The 16,617-nt window shown below is 64.3% G+C and carries 15 protein-coding genes and 1 pseudogene; 9 read left to right on the top strand and 7 right to left on the bottom strand.

Features of this window, described 5'->3' with window-relative positions; all coding sequences use genetic code 11:
* Nucleotides 1–94 precede the first annotated feature (94 nt).
* From FGU64_RS15200 to FGU64_RS15180, 5 genes are all read left to right on the top strand, one after another.
* Nucleotides 95–3,238 carry a multidrug efflux RND transporter permease subunit gene (locus FGU64_RS15200; RefSeq protein WP_139953954.1) on the top strand — a complete coding sequence of 1,048 codons (3,144 nt, stop codon included), beginning with the start codon at nucleotides 95–97 and terminating at the stop codon, nucleotides 3,236–3,238.
* Between the two features lie 13 nt (nucleotides 3,239–3,251).
* Nucleotides 3,252–4,412 (top strand): efflux RND transporter periplasmic adaptor subunit, encoded by a 1,161-nt coding sequence (locus tag FGU64_RS15195; protein WP_139953953.1) that lies wholly within the window; start codon nucleotides 3,252–3,254, stop codon nucleotides 4,410–4,412.
* 390 nt (nucleotides 4,413–4,802) lie between these two features.
* A complete protein-coding gene (locus FGU64_RS15190) occupies nucleotides 4,803–5,651 on the top strand; it encodes a MetQ/NlpA family lipoprotein (RefSeq protein WP_139953952.1) in 849 nt (282 codons plus the stop codon).
* Nucleotides 5,652–5,772: 121 nt separating this feature from the next.
* On the top strand, nucleotides 5,773–6,888 hold the full coding sequence (locus FGU64_RS15185; RefSeq protein WP_139953951.1) for a methionine ABC transporter ATP-binding protein: 1,116 nt from the start codon (nucleotides 5,773–5,775) through the stop codon (nucleotides 6,886–6,888).
* Nucleotides 6,869–7,525, top strand: coding sequence for a methionine ABC transporter permease (locus tag FGU64_RS15180; RefSeq protein ID WP_139953950.1), 657 nt, complete (start codon nucleotides 6,869–6,871; stop codon nucleotides 7,523–7,525). The genes FGU64_RS15185 and FGU64_RS15180 overlap by 20 nt, the downstream gene beginning before the upstream one ends.
* A gap of 382 nt (nucleotides 7,526–7,907) precedes the next feature.
* Here the strand turns inward: FGU64_RS15180 and FGU64_RS15175 are convergent, their stop codons facing one another.
* Nucleotides 7,908–8,570, bottom strand: a complete 663-nt coding sequence (locus FGU64_RS15175; RefSeq protein ID WP_246671129.1) for a TetR/AcrR family transcriptional regulator — start codon at nucleotides 8,568–8,570, stop codon at nucleotides 7,908–7,910.
* An 83-nt stretch (nucleotides 8,571–8,653) separates the two neighbouring features.
* Between FGU64_RS15175 and FGU64_RS15170 the strand changes: the two genes are divergently transcribed.
* Both FGU64_RS15170 and FGU64_RS15165 read left to right on the top strand, forming a co-directional pair.
* Entirely contained in the window at nucleotides 8,654–9,070 is a 417-nt protein-coding gene (locus tag FGU64_RS15170) for a carboxymuconolactone decarboxylase family protein (RefSeq protein ID WP_139953949.1), read from the top strand.
* Nucleotides 9,067–10,278, top strand: coding sequence for an MFS transporter (locus tag FGU64_RS15165; protein WP_139953948.1), 1,212 nt, complete (start codon nucleotides 9,067–9,069; stop codon nucleotides 10,276–10,278). The genes FGU64_RS15170 and FGU64_RS15165 overlap by 4 nt, the downstream gene beginning before the upstream one ends.
* 11 nt (nucleotides 10,279–10,289) lie before the next feature.
* Here FGU64_RS15165 and FGU64_RS15160 read toward each other — a convergent pair whose 3' ends face one another.
* The gene (locus tag FGU64_RS15160) at nucleotides 10,290–11,213 is read right to left on the bottom strand and encodes a LysR family transcriptional regulator (protein ID WP_139953947.1); all 924 of its coding nucleotides are present in this window, start codon (nucleotides 11,211–11,213) and stop codon (nucleotides 10,290–10,292) included.
* A 106-nt stretch (nucleotides 11,214–11,319) separates the two neighbouring features.
* On the opposite strand from FGU64_RS15160, the gene FGU64_RS15155 reads away from it, so the two are divergent.
* The gene (locus FGU64_RS15155; RefSeq protein WP_210239029.1) at nucleotides 11,320–12,036 is read left to right on the top strand and encodes a type 1 glutamine amidotransferase domain-containing protein; all 717 of its coding nucleotides are present in this window, start codon (nucleotides 11,320–11,322) and stop codon (nucleotides 12,034–12,036) included.
* A 124-nt stretch (nucleotides 12,037–12,160) separates the two neighbouring features.
* Here FGU64_RS15155 and FGU64_RS23560 read toward each other — a convergent pair.
* Nucleotides 12,161–12,271 (bottom strand): annotated as a pseudogene (locus tag FGU64_RS23560) (ABC transporter ATP-binding protein); the annotation flags it as partial.
* A 38-nt stretch (nucleotides 12,272–12,309) separates the two neighbouring features.
* Between FGU64_RS23560 and FGU64_RS23430 the strand changes: the two are divergent.
* The gene (locus FGU64_RS23430) at nucleotides 12,310–12,498 is read left to right on the top strand and encodes a hypothetical protein (RefSeq protein WP_139953946.1); all 189 of its coding nucleotides are present in this window, start codon (nucleotides 12,310–12,312) and stop codon (nucleotides 12,496–12,498) included.
* A gap of 119 nt (nucleotides 12,499–12,617) precedes the next feature.
* Here FGU64_RS23430 and FGU64_RS15140 read toward each other — a convergent pair whose 3' ends face one another.
* The 4 genes from FGU64_RS15140 to FGU64_RS15125 form a co-directional block, all read right to left on the bottom strand.
* Nucleotides 12,618–13,718: an ABC transporter ATP-binding protein gene (locus tag FGU64_RS15140; RefSeq protein WP_246671128.1), complete on the bottom strand. Its 1,101-nt coding sequence runs from the start codon at nucleotides 13,716–13,718 to the stop codon at nucleotides 12,618–12,620.
* A gap of 10 nt (nucleotides 13,719–13,728) precedes the next feature.
* Entirely contained in the window at nucleotides 13,729–14,523 is a 795-nt protein-coding gene (locus tag FGU64_RS15135) for an ABC transporter permease (RefSeq protein WP_180375540.1), read from the bottom strand.
* Between the two features lie 23 nt (nucleotides 14,524–14,546).
* The gene (locus FGU64_RS15130) at nucleotides 14,547–15,383 is read right to left on the bottom strand and encodes an ABC transporter permease (protein WP_139953943.1); all 837 of its coding nucleotides are present in this window, start codon (nucleotides 15,381–15,383) and stop codon (nucleotides 14,547–14,549) included.
* A 107-nt stretch (nucleotides 15,384–15,490) separates the two neighbouring features.
* Nucleotides 15,491–16,510 (bottom strand): extracellular solute-binding protein, encoded by a 1,020-nt coding sequence (locus FGU64_RS15125; RefSeq protein ID WP_139953942.1) that lies wholly within the window; start codon nucleotides 16,508–16,510, stop codon nucleotides 15,491–15,493.
* Between the last annotated feature and the right edge of the window lie 107 nt (nucleotides 16,511–16,617).

Genomic DNA, 16,617 nt, shown 5'->3' with positions numbered 1-16,617 from the left:
CACGGTGCGAAGCAGACCTTTTTGCGTCCCGGCTCCAGGGGGCGTCCTGACTTGCGAACGATGGCTGACGGCGCCGGACTGCAAGGATCGACCCATGGTTAGGTTTTTCATCGAACGGCCGATCTTCGCCTCGGCGATCGCCATCATCATGGTGATGGCCGGCTCCATCTGCTATTTCCTGCTGCCGGTTTCGCAATTCCCCGACATCACCCCGCCGCAGATCGTGGTGGCCGCCAACTATCCGGGCGCCAGCGCGCAGGTGGTTGCTGATACCGTGACGACGCCGCTGGAGCAGCAGCTCAATGGCGTGCCGGGCATGCTCTACATGTCCTCGACCAGCTCCAACGACGGCTCGGCGCGCATCACCATCTCCTTCCAGGTCGGCTATCCGATCGACACCGCGGCGATGGACGTGCAGAACCGCGTTTCCCAGGCGGCCCCCGCGCTGCCGGCCATCGTCAACCAGACGGGCGTGACCGTCACCAAGCAGAACCCGAACTTCACGGTGCTGGTCAACCTCACCTCGCCAGACAAGTCGGTCGATTTCACCACGCTCAGCAACTACGCCTACCTGCAAATCCTCGATCCCATCAAGCGCCTGCCCGGCGTCGGCGACGTGCAGTTCTTCGGCGAGCGGCGCTATTCGATGCGCGTGTGGCTCGATCCCGACCGGATGGCCAGCCTCGGCATCACCGCCGTCGACGTCCACAACGCCATTGCCGAGCAGAACATCCAGGTCGCCGCCGGCAAGATCGGCCAGTCGCCGGCGCCCACCGGCACGGCCTTCGAGGTGCAGGTCAACGCTGTCGGCCGACTGAGCGACCCGCAGCAGTTCGGAGACATCGTGCTGCGCGCCGACCCGGCGACGGGCGCGGCCGTGCGGCTGCGCGACGTCGCCCGCGTCGAACTCGGCGCGCTGCTCTACTCCTCCTCCTTCAGCTTCAACGGCCAGCAGAGCGTCGTGCTGGCGGTGTTGCAGGCGCCCGGCACCAACGCGCTCGACCTGCAGAACCAGGTCAAGACCAAGATGGCGCAACTGTCGAAGCGCTTTCCGGCCGGCATGTCCTACGACATGTTCTACGATACCACGCGCTTCGTCTCGGCGGCGATGGAGGACGTCGTCAAGACGCTGGTCGAGGCGCTGGCGCTGGTCGTCCTCGTCGTCTTCGTCTTCCTGCAAAGCTGGCGCGCGACCATCATCCCCACCATCGCCATCCCGGTGTCGCTGGTGGCGACGCTGACGGTGATGTACCTGCTCGGCTTCTCGCTCAACATGCTGAGCCTGCTCGGCATGGTGCTCGCCATCGGCCTTGTCGTCGACGACGCCATCGTCGTGGTGGAAAATGTCGAGCGCCAGCTTGAGGCAGGCCTGCCGCCCCTTCAGGCGGCGAAGCGGGCCATGCAGGAGGTGACGGGGCCGATCATCGCCACCACCGGCGTTCTTCTTGCCGTTTTCGTGCCGGTCGCCTTCATTCCGGGCGTCGCCGGCCGGCTCTACAATCAGTTCGCGCTGACGGTCGCCATCTCCTTCGCCATCTCGGCCTTCAATTCGCTGACGCTGAGCCCGGCGCTGAGCGCCGTCTTCCTGCGCCATCGCGGCCCGCCCCGCTTCGTCCTGTTCCGCTGGTTCAACGCCGGCTTCCACTGGCTGTCCGACGTCTATGCCGGCAGTATCAGGGGGCTTGTGCGCTGGCGCTGGGCGCTGCTCGGCGTCTTCGTGCTGGCGCTCGGCGGCACCTACATGCTGGCACAGCGAATCCCCTCGACCTTCCTGCCGGTCGAGGACCAGGGTTATTTCTTCGTCGTCATCCAGCTTCCCGATGGCGCCTCGGTGGAGCGCACGGAAGCGGTGGCGAAACGCTCGGAGGAAATCATCCGCAGCCTGCCGGGCGTCGAGTCCGTCGGCTCCGTCGTCGGCTTCTCCTTCCTCACCTTCGCCAATCAGTCCAACGCCGGCGTGCAGTTCGCGGTGCTGAAGCCGTGGAACGAACGCGGCCCGCAGGAAAGCGCCACCGCCCTGCGCGAGGCCGCGCAGGCCAAACTGATCCAGATTCCCGACGCGCTGGTGCTCGCCTTCGATCCGCCCTCCATCCAGGGCCTCGGCACCACCGGCGGCTTCGAGTTCCAGGTCGAGGACCTGACCGGGCGCGGCGCGGTGGCGCTGGACGAGGCCACGCAGGCGCTGATCGCCGAGGCGCGCAAGCAGCCGGAACTCAATCCGTTCACGCTGTTCACCACCTATTCCACCTCGACGCCGCAGTACCGCTACGATCTCGACCGCGACAAGGCCAAGTTGATGGGCCTCAGCCTGCCCGACATCTTCTCGACGCTGCAGATCTATCTCGGCTCGCTCTACGTGAACGACTTCAACCTGTTCGGCCGCACCTTCCGCGTCACCCTGCAGGCCGAGCCGCAGGCGCGCGCGGCGCCGACCGACATCTCCCGCCTCTATGTGCGCAGCGCATCGGGCGAGATGGTGCCGCTGTCGACGCTGGGCACGCTGAAACCGATGGCGGGACCGGAGACGGTGACGCACTACAACAACTATCCCTCGGCGCTGGTCAACGGCGCGGCCGCGCCGGGCTTCTCCTCCAGCCAGGCGATCGCCGCCATGCAGCGGGCGGCGGCGACGGCGCTGCCGCGGGACTTCGCCTTCGAATGGACCGGCATCACCTATCAGGAAATCCGTGCCGGCTCGATCGCCACGCTGGTCTTCGGCCTCGCCATCGTCTTCTGCTTCCTCATCCTGGCGGCGCAGTACGAAAGCTGGTCGATGCCCTTCATGGTGCTGCTTGCCGTGCCGCTGGCACTGCTCGGCGCGCTGGCGGCGCTGTGGCTGCGCGGCATGCAGATCGACGTCTATTCGCAGATCGGCTTCGTCATGCTGATCGGGCTGGCCGCTAAGAACGCCATCCTCATCGTCGAGTTCGCCAAGCGGCGGCGCGAGGAGGGGCTGGAGATCATCGAGGCGGCGGCGGAAGCGGCGAAGCTGCGCCTGCGGCCCATCCTGATGACCGCCTTCGCCTTCATCCTCGGCGTCGTGCCGCTGATGCGGGCGACAGGTGCGGGTGCGGCGAGCCGCCAGTCGATCGGCACCACCGTGTTCGGCGGCATGCTGGCGGCGACCGTGCTCACCCTCGTCTTCGTGCCGGTCTTCTACGCCGTCCTCGAACAATGGCGCGAACGGCTGTCCTCGGCGCGGGACCACGGCCATACGGCGGCCGAGCCCGCCGAATAATCGGAGTAAAACCATGCGCAGCTTGAAACTCGGCATCAACGGAACGCTCATCGTCCTGGCGCTGGCCGGCGCCTACGGCCTCGGCCGGGACAATTTCGACATCTTCGGCAGCACCAGGGCCGGCGCCGCCACCGCCCCGGTGCAGGCGCCGCAGGCGATGCCGGTGCCGGTCGTCGGCATCGTCAAGAAAACCATTCCGATCTATCTGGAGTATTCCGCCCGCACAGAGGCGATCCGCAACGTCACCCTGAAGGCCAGGGCTTCCGGCTACCTGAAGGAACAGCTCGCCGCCGATGGTACGGACGTCAAGGCCGGCGCCCCGCTCTACCGGATCGACGCCAGCGACTACCAGGCCGCGCTCGACCAGGCGAAGGCGCAGGTGCAGCGCGACGCGGCCGCGCTCGACTACCTGCGCGGCAAGCTCGACCGCGGCAACGCGCTGGCAACGAGCGGCTATCTCGCCAAGGACGGTTTCGACCAGCGCGCCAGCGACGTGCACCAGGCCGAGGCGGCGCTCGCCATGTCGCGGGCGGCCCAGCGCACCGCCGAGCTCAATCTCGGCAACACCGAAATCCGCGCCCCCTTCGCCGGCCGGCTGGGCCGCAGCCAGGCGACGGAAGGCACGCTCGTCTCCAGCGCCGCCGGCACGCCGCTGAACGACCTGGTGCAATTGTCGCCGATCTACGTGACATTCAACCCGAGCGAGCGGGAACTGGCCGAGATCCGCAAGGCGCTGGCCGGCGGTAAGGTGGAGGCCGACGTGTTCCTGCCGGGCGACGCCAAGCCGCGCCTGACGGGCGCGCTGACCTTCATCGACAACGCGGTGGAAAGCGGCACCGGCACCGTCGTCGCACGCGCCACCATCGACAATGCGGCGCTGGCGCTGCTGCCCGGCCAGTACGTGCACGTGCGCCTGCACATCAGCGAGCAGCCGGACGCGCTGATGGTGCCGCAGACGGCGCTGGGCTCCAGCCAGCTCGGCAAATACGTCTATGTCGTTGGCAAGGGCAACGTGGTCGAGCAGAGACTGGTGTCGCTCGGCCCCGTCGACGGCGATCTCGTCGCCCTTTCCTCCGGCGTTTCGGAGAGCGACCGCGTCATCGCCGGCAACCTGCAGAAAATCTTCCCCGGTGCGCCGGTGCAGCCGATCGCCGAGGTCAAGCCGCAGTCCTGACAGGGCGGCGGCGTACACCCGATCCGCCTCGTTTTCACATGAGAGGACGAGGCGAAGCTGACTTTTGTCAACGCCCCCACGCTGGACGAGCCCGCCGCCCTGTTCGATGCCGACCTCAACGGCGGCACCCGCCGCGCCATCAGCCTCCACGAGGCGCGGCTATCGATCAGGCTACGTTCGGTGCCTTCGCTAGCCTGGTGTCTCGGCAAATAGGCCCCTCGCCTGCGCCGGATTTGATTGCCGCGCTGTCCACGCAGTTTGAGAAGATTTTCCCGATCCTGCCGGAAGTGGGAAATGCCGTTCTTTGTCAGCGGGCGCGGCATTCCCGATTTTAGGGGCAGAAGGTCCGCGCTGTCCGCGGCCGTTCATCCGAACAGGCAGGCAAACATCATGACTGAACTTTCCACGACGCTCGAGCGGTGGCTGCGGGGCGCAATCACCAGACGGGCCGGCCTCGCCGCGCTCGCTGCGGCCGTGCTGGCCAGCATCGCTGCACCGGTCCCCACCTTCGCCGAAGACAAGACGACGGTGAAGGTCGGCATCATGAGCGGCGAGGACGAGGACGTCTGGCGCGTCGTCGTCGCCGAAGGCGCCAAGCGCGGCCTGACCATCGAGACGGTCCTCTTCAACGACTACACGCAGCCGAACGAAGCGCTGGAGCGCGGCGAGATCGACGCCAACGCCTTCCAGCACAGGCCCTATCTCGACAACCAGATCGAGGCGCACGGCTACCACATCGTGCCGGTGGGCTATACGGGCGTCTGGCCGATCGGACTCTACTCGAAGAAATACGCCAAGGCGGCCGACCTGCCGGACGGCGCCGTCGTCGGCGTCCCCAACGACCCGTCCAACGAAGGGCGCGCGCTGCGTGTGCTGCAGGACGAGGGGCTGATCAGGCTCGAGGACGGCGCCGGCATCCTCGCAACCGTCACCGACATCGCCGAGAACGCGAAGAACCTGGAGATCAAGGAACTCGACGCCGGCATCGTCGGCCGTTCGGTGGAGGATCTCGACGCCGCCGTCGTCAACACCGACTGGGCGCTGAAGAGCGGGCTGTCGCCGGAGAACCGCATCGCCCAGGAGAAGATCGCCGACAACCCCTACCGCAACTTCATCGCCGTCAAGACCGAGGCGAAGGACGAGCCGTGGGTCCGCACGCTGGTCGAGTCCTACCAGAACGACACCGTCAAGGCCGAGTTCGACCGCGTCTACAAGGGCACCGGCGTCAGCGCCTACTGAGCGCGCCCATCCGCCGATAGACCGACTGCTCCGGCCCGCGGTCCTTCCGCGGGCCGGAGCGTGCGCATTCGATGAACGCAACGGCCGCCCGCCATCCGGCGGTCGCCTCGAAAGGAACGCCATGCCGGTTGCCGACGCAGGACTTCTGCCGCCCGCTCCCGTCGCCGAGCGGCTGGCGGCCGAGGCGGTTGCACCCGCCCCGTCCAGCCCGGCGGGCGATGTGGTGCGCCTCACCGACATCCGCCGCAGCTTCGGCGCCACGGCGGCGCTGAACGGCGTCTCGCTCAGCGTGCGCAAGGGCGAGATCCTCGGCATCATCGGCCGCAGCGGCGCCGGCAAGTCCACCCTCATCCGCTGTCTGAACGGGCTGGAGCGGCCGGATTCGGGGCAGGTTCTCATCGAAGGGCGCGACACCACCAGGCTGTCGGAACGCGAGTTGCAGCCGCTGCGCCGGCGCATCGGCATGATCTTCCAGCATTTCAACCTGCTTTCGGCCAAGACCGTGGCGGACAACGTCGCGCTGCCGCTGAAGATTGCCGGCCAATCGCGGCGCGAGCGGCTGCAGCGGGCGGCGGAACTCCTCGATCTGGTCGGCCTGGCGGAAAAAGCGGGAAGCTACCCCTCCGCGCTGTCGGGCGGCCAGAAGCAGCGCGTCGGCATAGCGCGGGCGCTGGCGGCGCGGCCGGCCCTGCTGTTGTCGGACGAGGCGACCTCGGCGCTCGATCCGGAAACGACGCGGTCGATCCTGGTGCTGCTCAAGGACATCAACCGCCGGCTCGGCCTGACCATTGTGCTTATCACCCACGAGATGGAGGTGGTGCGCGCGATCGCCGACCGCCTCGTCGTCATCGACGCCGGCCGCATCGTCGAGGAAGGGCCGGTGTGGAAAGTGTTCGCCGAGCCGCGCTCGCACATCACGCAAAGCCTGCTCGAGGCATCGCGGCCGCGCCTGCCGCCGGCCATCGCCGGGCGGCTTTCCGACGTGCCGACCGGCGAGGCGATCCTGCGCATCGATGCGGCCGGCGAAGCGGCGGAGGCGCCGTTCCTGGCGCAACTGGCGGCGGCGGTGCCGGGCGGCTTCCGGCTGATCCACGGCGGCGTCGACCACATCCAGGACCGCCCGATGGCGAGCCTCTTCCTCGGCGTGGCGGCCGCGCATGCGTCGCAAGCCGCCGCCTTCCTGCAAGCCCACGCCGTCAAGGTGGAGCTGATCGGCCATGTCCAAGACGATGATTGACCTCTTCCTGCGCTCTCTGTGGGAGACGATCCTGATGACCGGCGCCTCCGGCTTCATCTCGCTCGTCGCCGGCCTGCCGTTGGGGCTGGCGCTGATCGCGACGGAGCGCGGCGGCATCGCCGAGAACGTCTGGCTCAACCGCCTGCTGGCCGCCATCGTCAACGGCTTCCGCTCGGTACCCTTCATCATTCTGCTTGTCGCGCTGATCCCGCTGACGCGACTGATCGTCGGCACTTCCATCGGCACAGGGGCGGCGATCGTGCCGCTGTCGATCGCCGCCACGCCCTACTATGCGCGCATCGCCGAAGTGTCGCTGCGCGAGGTCGACCATGGGTTGATCGAGGCCGCGCGCGCCATGGGCGGCAACCGCTGGACGATCGTGCGCGAAGTGCTGGTGCCGGAGGCGCTGCCGGGGCTGGTCGCCGGCTTCACCGTCACGCTGGTCACGCTGGTCGGCGCCTCCGCCATGGCCGGTGCGATAGGCGCCGGCGGCCTCGGTGACCTCGCCATCCGCTACGGCTACCAGCGCTTCGAAACCGCGGTCATGGCCTGGGTGGTGGTGGTCCTGATCGTCCTCGTCTGCGCCCTCCAGTGGCTGGGCGACAGGCTGGTCGCCAGACTGGACCACCGCGGCTGAACGCGAGGATGGCGCGGCGTTCGCTTCGAAGAAGAAAATCAACTTGAACTTTGACCAAGCAAGATCAGGGCGGCCATTGTTCTGTTATCTGCATTTTTCAAGCAGATCCTGAATTTCTCATGGCATCGACCTCAAAGAGGAGACGGTAGCCAGTCTCGATCCACGGGAGTATCGAGGCGACCGCCCCATTCGCTCCAGGATCCGTCGTAAAGCGCACCCTGCGGCAGCCCGGCCAGGCACATGCCGAGCGTCAAGATTGCGGCACTCACGCCGCTGCCGCAGCTATCCGATCCGACGCCACGTGTCTGCCGGGCTGCGTGCAGTCATCGAGATATTGAAGGCATGACCGTTGTCATGCTGCTTCGGGCATATCTGACGATGCTCAGCCGCTTGAGCCATACCGTGCCATCATCATCATGACAGCTTCCTCGACGACCCTCTGGCGTTCGGCCGAAGAAGGCGGTTTTCCAACGCCGACCACACGCAGCCACAGCAAGGGCTCGTTCAGCAGGCCGAGAAATTGGCGCGCAGCAAGTTCAGCATCGGGAATGTCGAGAGACCCGTTCTCATCGATCTGTTGCAGATAGTCGATCAGGGCACGCATCGCTGGCGCCTTCCCGGCCTCGAAGAAATTGCGCGGCAGGTCGGGAAAGCGCATGCCCTCGCTGATGACCATGCGAAGGAAGGCGACCGCCACGGGCGGCTCCCAGAATTCGACCACAGCCTTGCCGAGCCGGCTGAGACCGACGGCGGGATCGCCTAGCGCCTCCTTGTCGGCCGCGATCCCAACCACGGGGAAATCCCGCCAGACACGCTCGACGGCAGCCGAAAACAGCGCCTCCTTACTCTCAAACTGATTGTAGACCGTTCGCCGTGCGGCGCCCGACTCTTTCGCGACAAGGTCCATGCTCGCGCCCTCATAACCGTGGGCGAGGAAGACACGCGTCGCTGCTTCCAGAATGGCATCCCGCTTAGGCATCTCCGCGCGAGCGGCGGCCTTGCTTGAGGAAGCGGTCTTCACCGAACGGGCGCGCGAAACGACCAAGGCAATCTTCTCCTGTTGACTGCACTGCACTGTGCAGTGTAATTACTCCAACACTGCACTGTGCAGTGCATAGGAGATACACGATGTTAGACGAAATTGCCACCACGCCCCGCTCAGATGAACGCTTCAAGCAGGGTTGCGAGCGGTTTATGGCCGTCACCGGATTTCCGGCGCAGGCCTTTCTCGACAACCTCAAGGACAGTTCTCCCGATTTCGGGCGCTACCTCATCGAATGGGTCTTCGGCGATGTCTATGGCCGCGACGACCTCGATCTCAAAACCCGTGAACTCGTGATCATCGCAGCCGGCGCGGCCCTTGGGGCGACCGGCATCGACGTCCTTAAATTCCATATTCCCAATGCGATCCGCGTCGGTGCAACCCGCGAGCAGGTTTTCGGCGCCCTTATCCAGGTTTCCATCGTTGCCGGAATTCCGGCCGCGCTGGCGGCAATCACAGCGGCAGGACAAATCCTGTCCGATGTTAACGGAGCCGTCGAGTGACCGCGGCGCCATCCAATCACAATCTGGGGACGCCGGTGATCGTCCTCATGGCGGTCGCTTCGGCGCTTACCGTGGCCAACGTCTATTTCAATCAGGCGCTGCTTCCGGCCATCGCGACGGATTTCGGCATCAGCCCGCGCGAGGTCGGGCTTATCGCGACGTTGTCGCAACTCGGCTACGCTCTCGGCATCGTTCTCGTCGTGCCCCTTGGTGATCGAAACGAACCGCGATCTCTCGTTCGCATTCTGCTCATCGGCGTTGCCGCCGCGTTGGCGGCGGCTGCCTCTGCCCCGAAGCTGAGCATCCTGGCGGGGCTGAGCATCGTCATTTGCATGGGCACCTGCGTTCCGCAGATCGTTTTGCCGCTGGCGGCCGGCTTGACCCGTCCCGAACGGCGCGGGCGCGTCATCGCGTCGGTGCAGACGGGCCTCGTACTCGGCATTCTGCTCTCGCGCACACTGGCAGGCATAGGTGCCAACAGCTTTGGGTGGCGCCCGGTCTACATCATCGCGGCCGGCCTCATGCTCTCGTCGGCGATCGTCCTGCCGATGGTGCTGCCCCGGCGAGGCGCTCTTTCGGCAACGGTGCCCTATCTCACGCTGCTGGGCTCGCTATGGGGTCTTGTTTGCCGTGAAGCGAAGCTTCGCCTGTCTTGTCTGCTCGGCGCCGCGATCTTCGCTGCCTTCTCGGCCTTCTGGACGACGATTCCGTTCCGGCTGCAACAACCCCCATTCAACTTCGATCTCGCGGGCGTCGGCTATTTCGCCCTGTGGGGCGGCATCGGCGGGTTGGCCTCGCTGTTCGCCGGCGGGCTGATCGATCGTTTCGGGCAGGATCGAGTAAGTGTGGCCGCCGTCGTGCTCGCGGCAGCGAGCATCGTCCTCGGCGCCATCTGGCCAAGCAGCTACATAGCGTTGGTCGCCAGCGGAAACCTGCTCAGTTTCGCGCTGTCTGCCGGCCAGATCGCCAATCAGGCACGCATCTTCTGCCTCGGCGCGGAAATCCGCAGCCGCCTCAATACCATCTACATGGCCTCGACCTTCGCGGGCGGCGCCATCGGCAGTGCCGGAGCGGGCATTGTATGGGCCTCGCACGGCTGGACCGGCGTTTGCGGCTTCGCTCTCACCTGCGTGGCGGTGGCCGCCGCCTCCCTTGCGGGAGCGGGGATCACCACTCTTCGAACGCGCGGCGCCAACGGCGAAGCGTGAGCGGCCAGCTGCTATTTGCAATATGTTGATTGGCCAGGATGCCAGGAGAGGCGCTCACTGGCGCGCAGCAGAAAGTCCCTGACGTAAACGACGCGCGGATGGCGCAGTGCCCCCTTGTTCCAGGCGAGGTACAGGGTATTGACCGGAGGCTCTTGCGAGGTCGGCAGCTCCACAAGTTGCCTGGACGACAGCGTGTCTTCGCAAAGGTAGTCCGGCAACACCGTCCATCCAGCACCGGCCTTGGCCATCTCAAGAAGGAGACGCAGATCGGGAGCGGTCGCGGCGGCCCTCATGTCCGGGGTTATACCGAATACATGCCGGAAGAACTCGCGGATGAGGGGCAGGTGCTCGTCATAGGCGACGCAAGGCAGGTCGCGCAGCAGGAGGTCGGTCACGGTCCGGGCCTTGACTCGTTCCGCAATGGCGGGGACCGCCACCAGCAACAGCCGCTCCCGACCAAGTTCGGCAAAACCGTATGCCTTATGCCCGGGAAGCGAAGCCGTAACCGCAAGGTCAGCGTGCCCTTCATCCAGAGCGGCATATATATGCTCGCGGTTTCCGGCCTGGATGCGTAACCGCAAACCTTCCGCGACTAACGGCGCCAGCGCCGGTGCCACACGAAGCGAGAGATACTCGGCCGGCCCGGCCAGATGCAGCGTGCCGGTGAGATGGGCGGAGCGGGCCTGAGCGGCCACCATGGTCGCTTCGATCCCGTCGAGGTTCTCGGCGATAGCCCGGGCGAGGTCGTCGGCCGCGGGCGTCGGCGCGACGCCGCGCGCCTTTCGGATGAACAGCGGTTTGGCCAGCATCGTTTCCAGCGATGCTATATGCGCCGAGGCGGCCGGTTGGGTGATCCCGAGCCGCTGAGCGGCACGCGTCAGCGAACCCGCCCGATAGGTGTCAAGGAATGTGCGCAGATAGATCAGGTGATTCATTGCACGTCGCCACAGGTATAAAAATACCTATGGCTGATAGCACAAGGGGTGATTTCTGTCATGAGTTGCGACGCGTCATGTTCCACGCCTCACAAGGAGCGAGCACATGACCGACACCAGCAGAAAACCTGAAATCCTGATGATCCTGACCTCCGCCAGAACCATGGGCGAGAACGGCGAGACGACCGGTTTGTGGTTCGAGGAACTGGCGACGCCTTACTTCGCCTTCATCGACGCCGGCGCATCCATCACACTCGCCTCGATCAAAGGCGGCCCAACTCCGATTGATCCGCGTTCGGTCAAGGCCAAAGGCGAGAACGAGGCAAGCGTTGACCGTTTCCTCGATGACGAAGCCGCGTCGGCGGCGTTGGATGATACCGTTCCCGTCTCAACCATCGACGTTGGCCCCTACGATGCGGTGTTCCTCCCCGGTGGCCACGGCACGATGTGGGACCTGCCCGAAAGTGAGGAGTTAGCGGCGTTGCTGACCCGCGCATGGACCGAAAGCAAGGTGATTTCGGCCGTCTGCCATGGACCGGCGGGACTGGTGAACGCCGAAGACGAAACCGGCGCGCCGCTGGTGAGCGGGCGCCGTGTTACCGGGTTTTCGAATAGCGAGGAACGAGCGGTCGGACTGGAAGCCACCGTGCCGTTCCTTCTCGAATCGAAGTTGCGTGAACTGCGTGGCCGCTACGAATGCGGCGCCGATTTCGAGTCATTCGCGATTGCTGACGGACGGCTTGTGACGGGCCAGAATCCGGCTTCGTCCGCGTTGACGGCGAAGCTGACGCTAGGGGCGTTGGCAATCGAAGGACGGCGTTAGCGATGCGCCGGCATTTCCCCCGGCGATCTCTCGTCGACGGAGAATGCCGCCTCTCCTCGGATCGGGTTTGCATGATGAGCGCCCGCCCGATGGCGACGCGCTGCCGCTGCCCGCCGGAAAGTTCGCGAGGCATCCTGTCGAAGACGCGCGACGGCAATCCGACAAGATCGAGCATCTCCGGCGCCTCGCCCTTCTGTTCGGCCGCCGAACCGACGCCATGGACGCGCAAAGGCAATGTCAGGATCGAGGCGATCGTCTTGCGCGGATTGAGCGATGCGTTCGGATCCTGAAAATAATCTGGATCTTTCGCGCCCGCTCAAGGCGCCTGAGAGAGCCGACATCGACGTCGCCAACCATGATCCGGCCGCCGTCAAAGCGAAGCCGCTCGCCGACAAGGTCAACGCGGCTGCCAGGCTGTTCAGTGTGTGCAACTATTCGAACGGCTTCAGGAATGTAACCTGAGGGCGTCCAGGAAACTTGGGCTATTCACCTGTCGCCTCCAACCCCGGCCAGAGCCCCGTCATCATGCGGCCATCAAAAAGTTTGCAGCAAAACCGGCCCGCCTTCCGTCATGCCGCGCGCTATACATGGCCGGCAAAAATCATGGCGTCACCGCTGTTCCAGCTCATCCTCACCGTATCGCCAACGCTTGCCTCAAAGCCATCGCTGCGGCGATTGAGGAGGGTTGCGCGCAGCATATTATCACCGGGCGTTCGAACATACAGCGTGACGCGATCGCCGATCAGCATACGATCTTCGACGGTTCCGAGGAGGCCGCCATCACGTGTTCCACTGGTCGAGGCAACGACATGAACCGCCTCGGGCCGGAGGGCCAGCGTGACCTCCTTGCCGGCGGGCGCGGGCCGCGTACCTTCCCGGACCGGCCAGGACGCATCGGCTACATCGGCCAGGCGAAAAACGATCGCATTGTCGGAACCTTCAAGGCGACCGTGGAGCCGATTGATTTCACCAACGAATTCGGCGACGAACGGCGTCGACGGGCGGCTATAGAGAGTTTCAGGATCGGCGATCTGCTCAATGCGCCCGCCATTCATCACGGCAATCCGATCGGACATCGACATAGCTTCCGACTGATCGTGCGTCACCAGAATGGTCGTTATGCCCAAACGCTGCTGAAGCTGCTTGATTTCCCGCTGCACCGACGTCCTGAGTTTCGCATCGAGAGCGGCCAGCGGTTCGTCGAGCAGGAGGACTTTGGGCCGCACAACGACGGCCCGCGCCAGCGCAACGCGCTGTTGCTGGCCTCCGGAAAGGTGTGCCGGCAGGCGGTCGCGGAATTCCAGCATACGAACCAGGCCGAGCGCTTCGGCGATCTGCCTGTCCGCCGCCGCGCGATCCACGCCACGCATACGCAGGCCGAACGCCACGTTCTCGGCCACCGTCATGTGGGGAAAAAGCGCGTAGCTCTGGAACACCACGCTGATATCCCTTTTCCACGGAGGGACGGCGGCGATCGATCTGGAATCGACGGTGATCTCGCCGCCGTCGGCGCTGATGAGGCCGGCGATGCATCGCAAAAGCGTGGTCTTGCCGCAGCCGGACGGACCGAGCAGCGCGACGAACTCGCCTTCCTTTACATCGAGATTGATATCGACCAAGGCGCGCGCCGCTCCGTAGGCCTTGGAAACACCCGATATCGACAAGCTTCCGGCATTGGCCATACTGCTGTTCCTAGACATTTTTGCCGCCTTCCCGGCTGGAAGGAAGGGTGAGATTCTGCAGGCCGTGGACCCGGTCCAGAAGCAGGAGAGCAGCCACCACGATCACCATCTGGACGACCGATATGGCGGCGACCGCCGGGTCCGGGTTGTTTACGAGGTAGTTCAGAATAGACACCGGAAGCGTCATGGACCTGGCGTTTGAAAGCATCAGCGAGATCGCGACGTCGTCGAAGGAAATCAGGAAGGCGAACAGGCCGCCCGCGAAGAGTGCGGGACGCAACATCGGCAAAGTGATGTGCCAGAGCGTGGCGAGTGGGGGCGCGCCGAGCGTGTAGGCAGCCTCTTCTATTCGCGCATCCGTACTCGAATAAACCGCGACGATGGTGCGCACCATATAGGGAAGCGTAATAACCACATGGCCGATCAACAGTCCGGCGAACGTGTTGCCGAGCCCGACGTCGCTCAGGAAAAACAAAAGCGCGATGGAAAGGATGAGCGTCGGCATACTGAGTGGGGAAAGCAGGAACGCCTGCATCGCCTCGGCGCCGATGAACCTGTGCCGGACGACGGCGATAGCGGCGGGAATGGCCAGAATTGCCGATACGGCAGCCGCAAGAAGGCCGAGAACGAGGCTGTTCAGCATCGGCCGCATGAAGCTCGAATCGCCGACGACCTTGGCGAACCAGCGGAGCGAATAACCCGGAGGCGGAAAGCTGACGAATTCAGCCGACGAAAACGCCACGACGATGACGATCAGCTGAGGCAAGACGAGGAATGCGGCGATGGCCAGCAGATAGGCCTTCATCGCTCCGTCCGGGCGCCGCGATCTCATGCCTGCCTCCCGCGACCCGTGAGCGCCAGTTGCATGACGGTCGCCGCCGTGACCACGACGACGAGGACGGTGCCGAGAGCGGCGGCGAAGGGCCAGTCGGAAGCCACGTTGAGCTGTTCATAGACAAGAAGCGGCAAGACCATCGTCGCGTTCGACCCTATCACCATGACGGAGACGAAGCTCCCCATCGACAGCGAGAACACCAGAAGCGTGCCGGTGATGATGCCTGGCATGCTGAGCGGCAGGACCACATGCGCGAAAGTACGCCGCGGGTTGGCCCCGAGAGTCATGGCCGCATCCTCGAGTGATCCGTCGATCCCTTCCAGTGCACTTGCGATCGATAGCACCATGAAAGGCAACAGGACATGCACGAGCGTGATGGCGACCGCGGTCCAGCTGCCTATCAGGTTGATCGTGTCCAGCTGGAGCGCTTTCAAAATGGCGTTGAGGAACCCGCTGCGGCCGAGAATGACCATCCAGCCGAAGCTGCGCACCACCACGTTGATGAGCAGAGGCGTGACCACGAGAAAGATGAGAAGGCTTTTGAATGCCCCGCCAGTGCGCGCGATGGTAATCGCCAGCGGGTAGCCGAGCATGAGCGACGCGAGCGTGACTGCAACAGACAGGACGACGGTGTTGGCAAGCACGCCAAGATAATAAACGTCGCCGAAGATGCGCAGATATTGGCCCGCGCCCGGATGGCCGTCCGGGCCGGTAAAGCTCTGTATGAGATTGACGATCAGTGGACCGACAAGGAACACTGCCAGAAACAGGAATGCCGGCAGGCACAGGAGCAGGCCCCTGTTTAAAGACCTTGGCCGCTGGACGGACATACGCGTGTTCTCACCTTCCCATCGGTGCGGGCCCTGGATACGCCTGAAAATTCGCCGGTCATGCGGACTCCAAATCGAGCCCGCATGATCGCCGTCATGAGAAGACGTCAGCGAATTTCCTTGTTCCAGCGCTCAACCCACGCCGGGATCTTGTCCATGAAGGATCGGAAGTCCGGCTGCTTGACCTTCTCGACCGGAGTCAAAACCTTCTTCAGGTCATCGGGATAGACCACTTTCGAGTTGACGACCGGGTACTTGATCATTTCGGCATGACCGAGTTGCGCCTTCGGTGACAGCACGCAATCGATATAGGTCCAGGCCTTTTCCGGCGCGTTCTTGACCTTGCCGATCATCGCAGCCGACTGAAATGCGCCCGGCTCCGGAATGTAAGCGCCGGCCCAGTCGTTCTGCTGCGCGAAGGCGTACGCACGACCGTCCCAATAGACCAGGATGTCCAGTTCTCCGGCCGCGAACATGTTGAGCGCATCAACCGGCGAGGTCCAGTATTTGGCAATATGCGGCAGCATCGCCTTGTATTTTTCAAAAACGACGTTCTCGTCGCCGTCATAGAGCGACGTCAGGAACCAGGTGAACATCGGCCCCCAGGCCATGGTCACGGCCGGGAACGAGACGCGGTCGCCATAATCGCCGGCAATCGTCCTGTCGATAAGCGTCTTCCAGTCGGCGGGCGGATTGGGGATATTCTTCTTGTTGTACATCACGATCATCGCGCCGAAGTTCGAGATCGTTGCGTAATCGTTCCATTGTTTGCGATAAATCTCAGGAACGTCGGCTAGATTCGGAACTTTTTCGACCGTCAATTTGTCGAGCAGCCCTTCTTCGCCAGCGCGGATGGCATCGATTTCGCTGAGCATCGCGACATGGATGGACGGATTGTCCTTGTTGGCGCGCAGTCGGTTCAGAACCTCGGTCGAAGCCAGCGTCAGGATTTCCGGCTCCTCCCCGGTGCGTTCCTTGTAGCAGGAAGCGAAATTGGCCTTCGCGGATTCGAGCCAGACGCCGCCGGAAGCAATCACCACCAGAGGATCGTCCGCTCTCGCGGACGATAGCATCATGCCGAGCGCCGCAGTTGCGGCGATCACCTTTGCCATGATGGTTAGATTCATCTCAATTCCCCTCTTCTTGAGTGCGATCGGGCCGCGACGAGAAGCGCCGACCTCGTCGGCCGATGCCGTGTGGTTGACTTAATGTTAGTCAACTTGTACCACATATG

Source organism: Mesorhizobium sp. 8 (genome assembly GCF_006351905.1).
GTDB classification, from domain to species: Bacteria; Pseudomonadota; Alphaproteobacteria; order Rhizobiales; family Rhizobiaceae; genus Mesorhizobium; species Mesorhizobium composti.
This window is presented reverse-complemented; position numbering and strand designations above follow the sequence as displayed.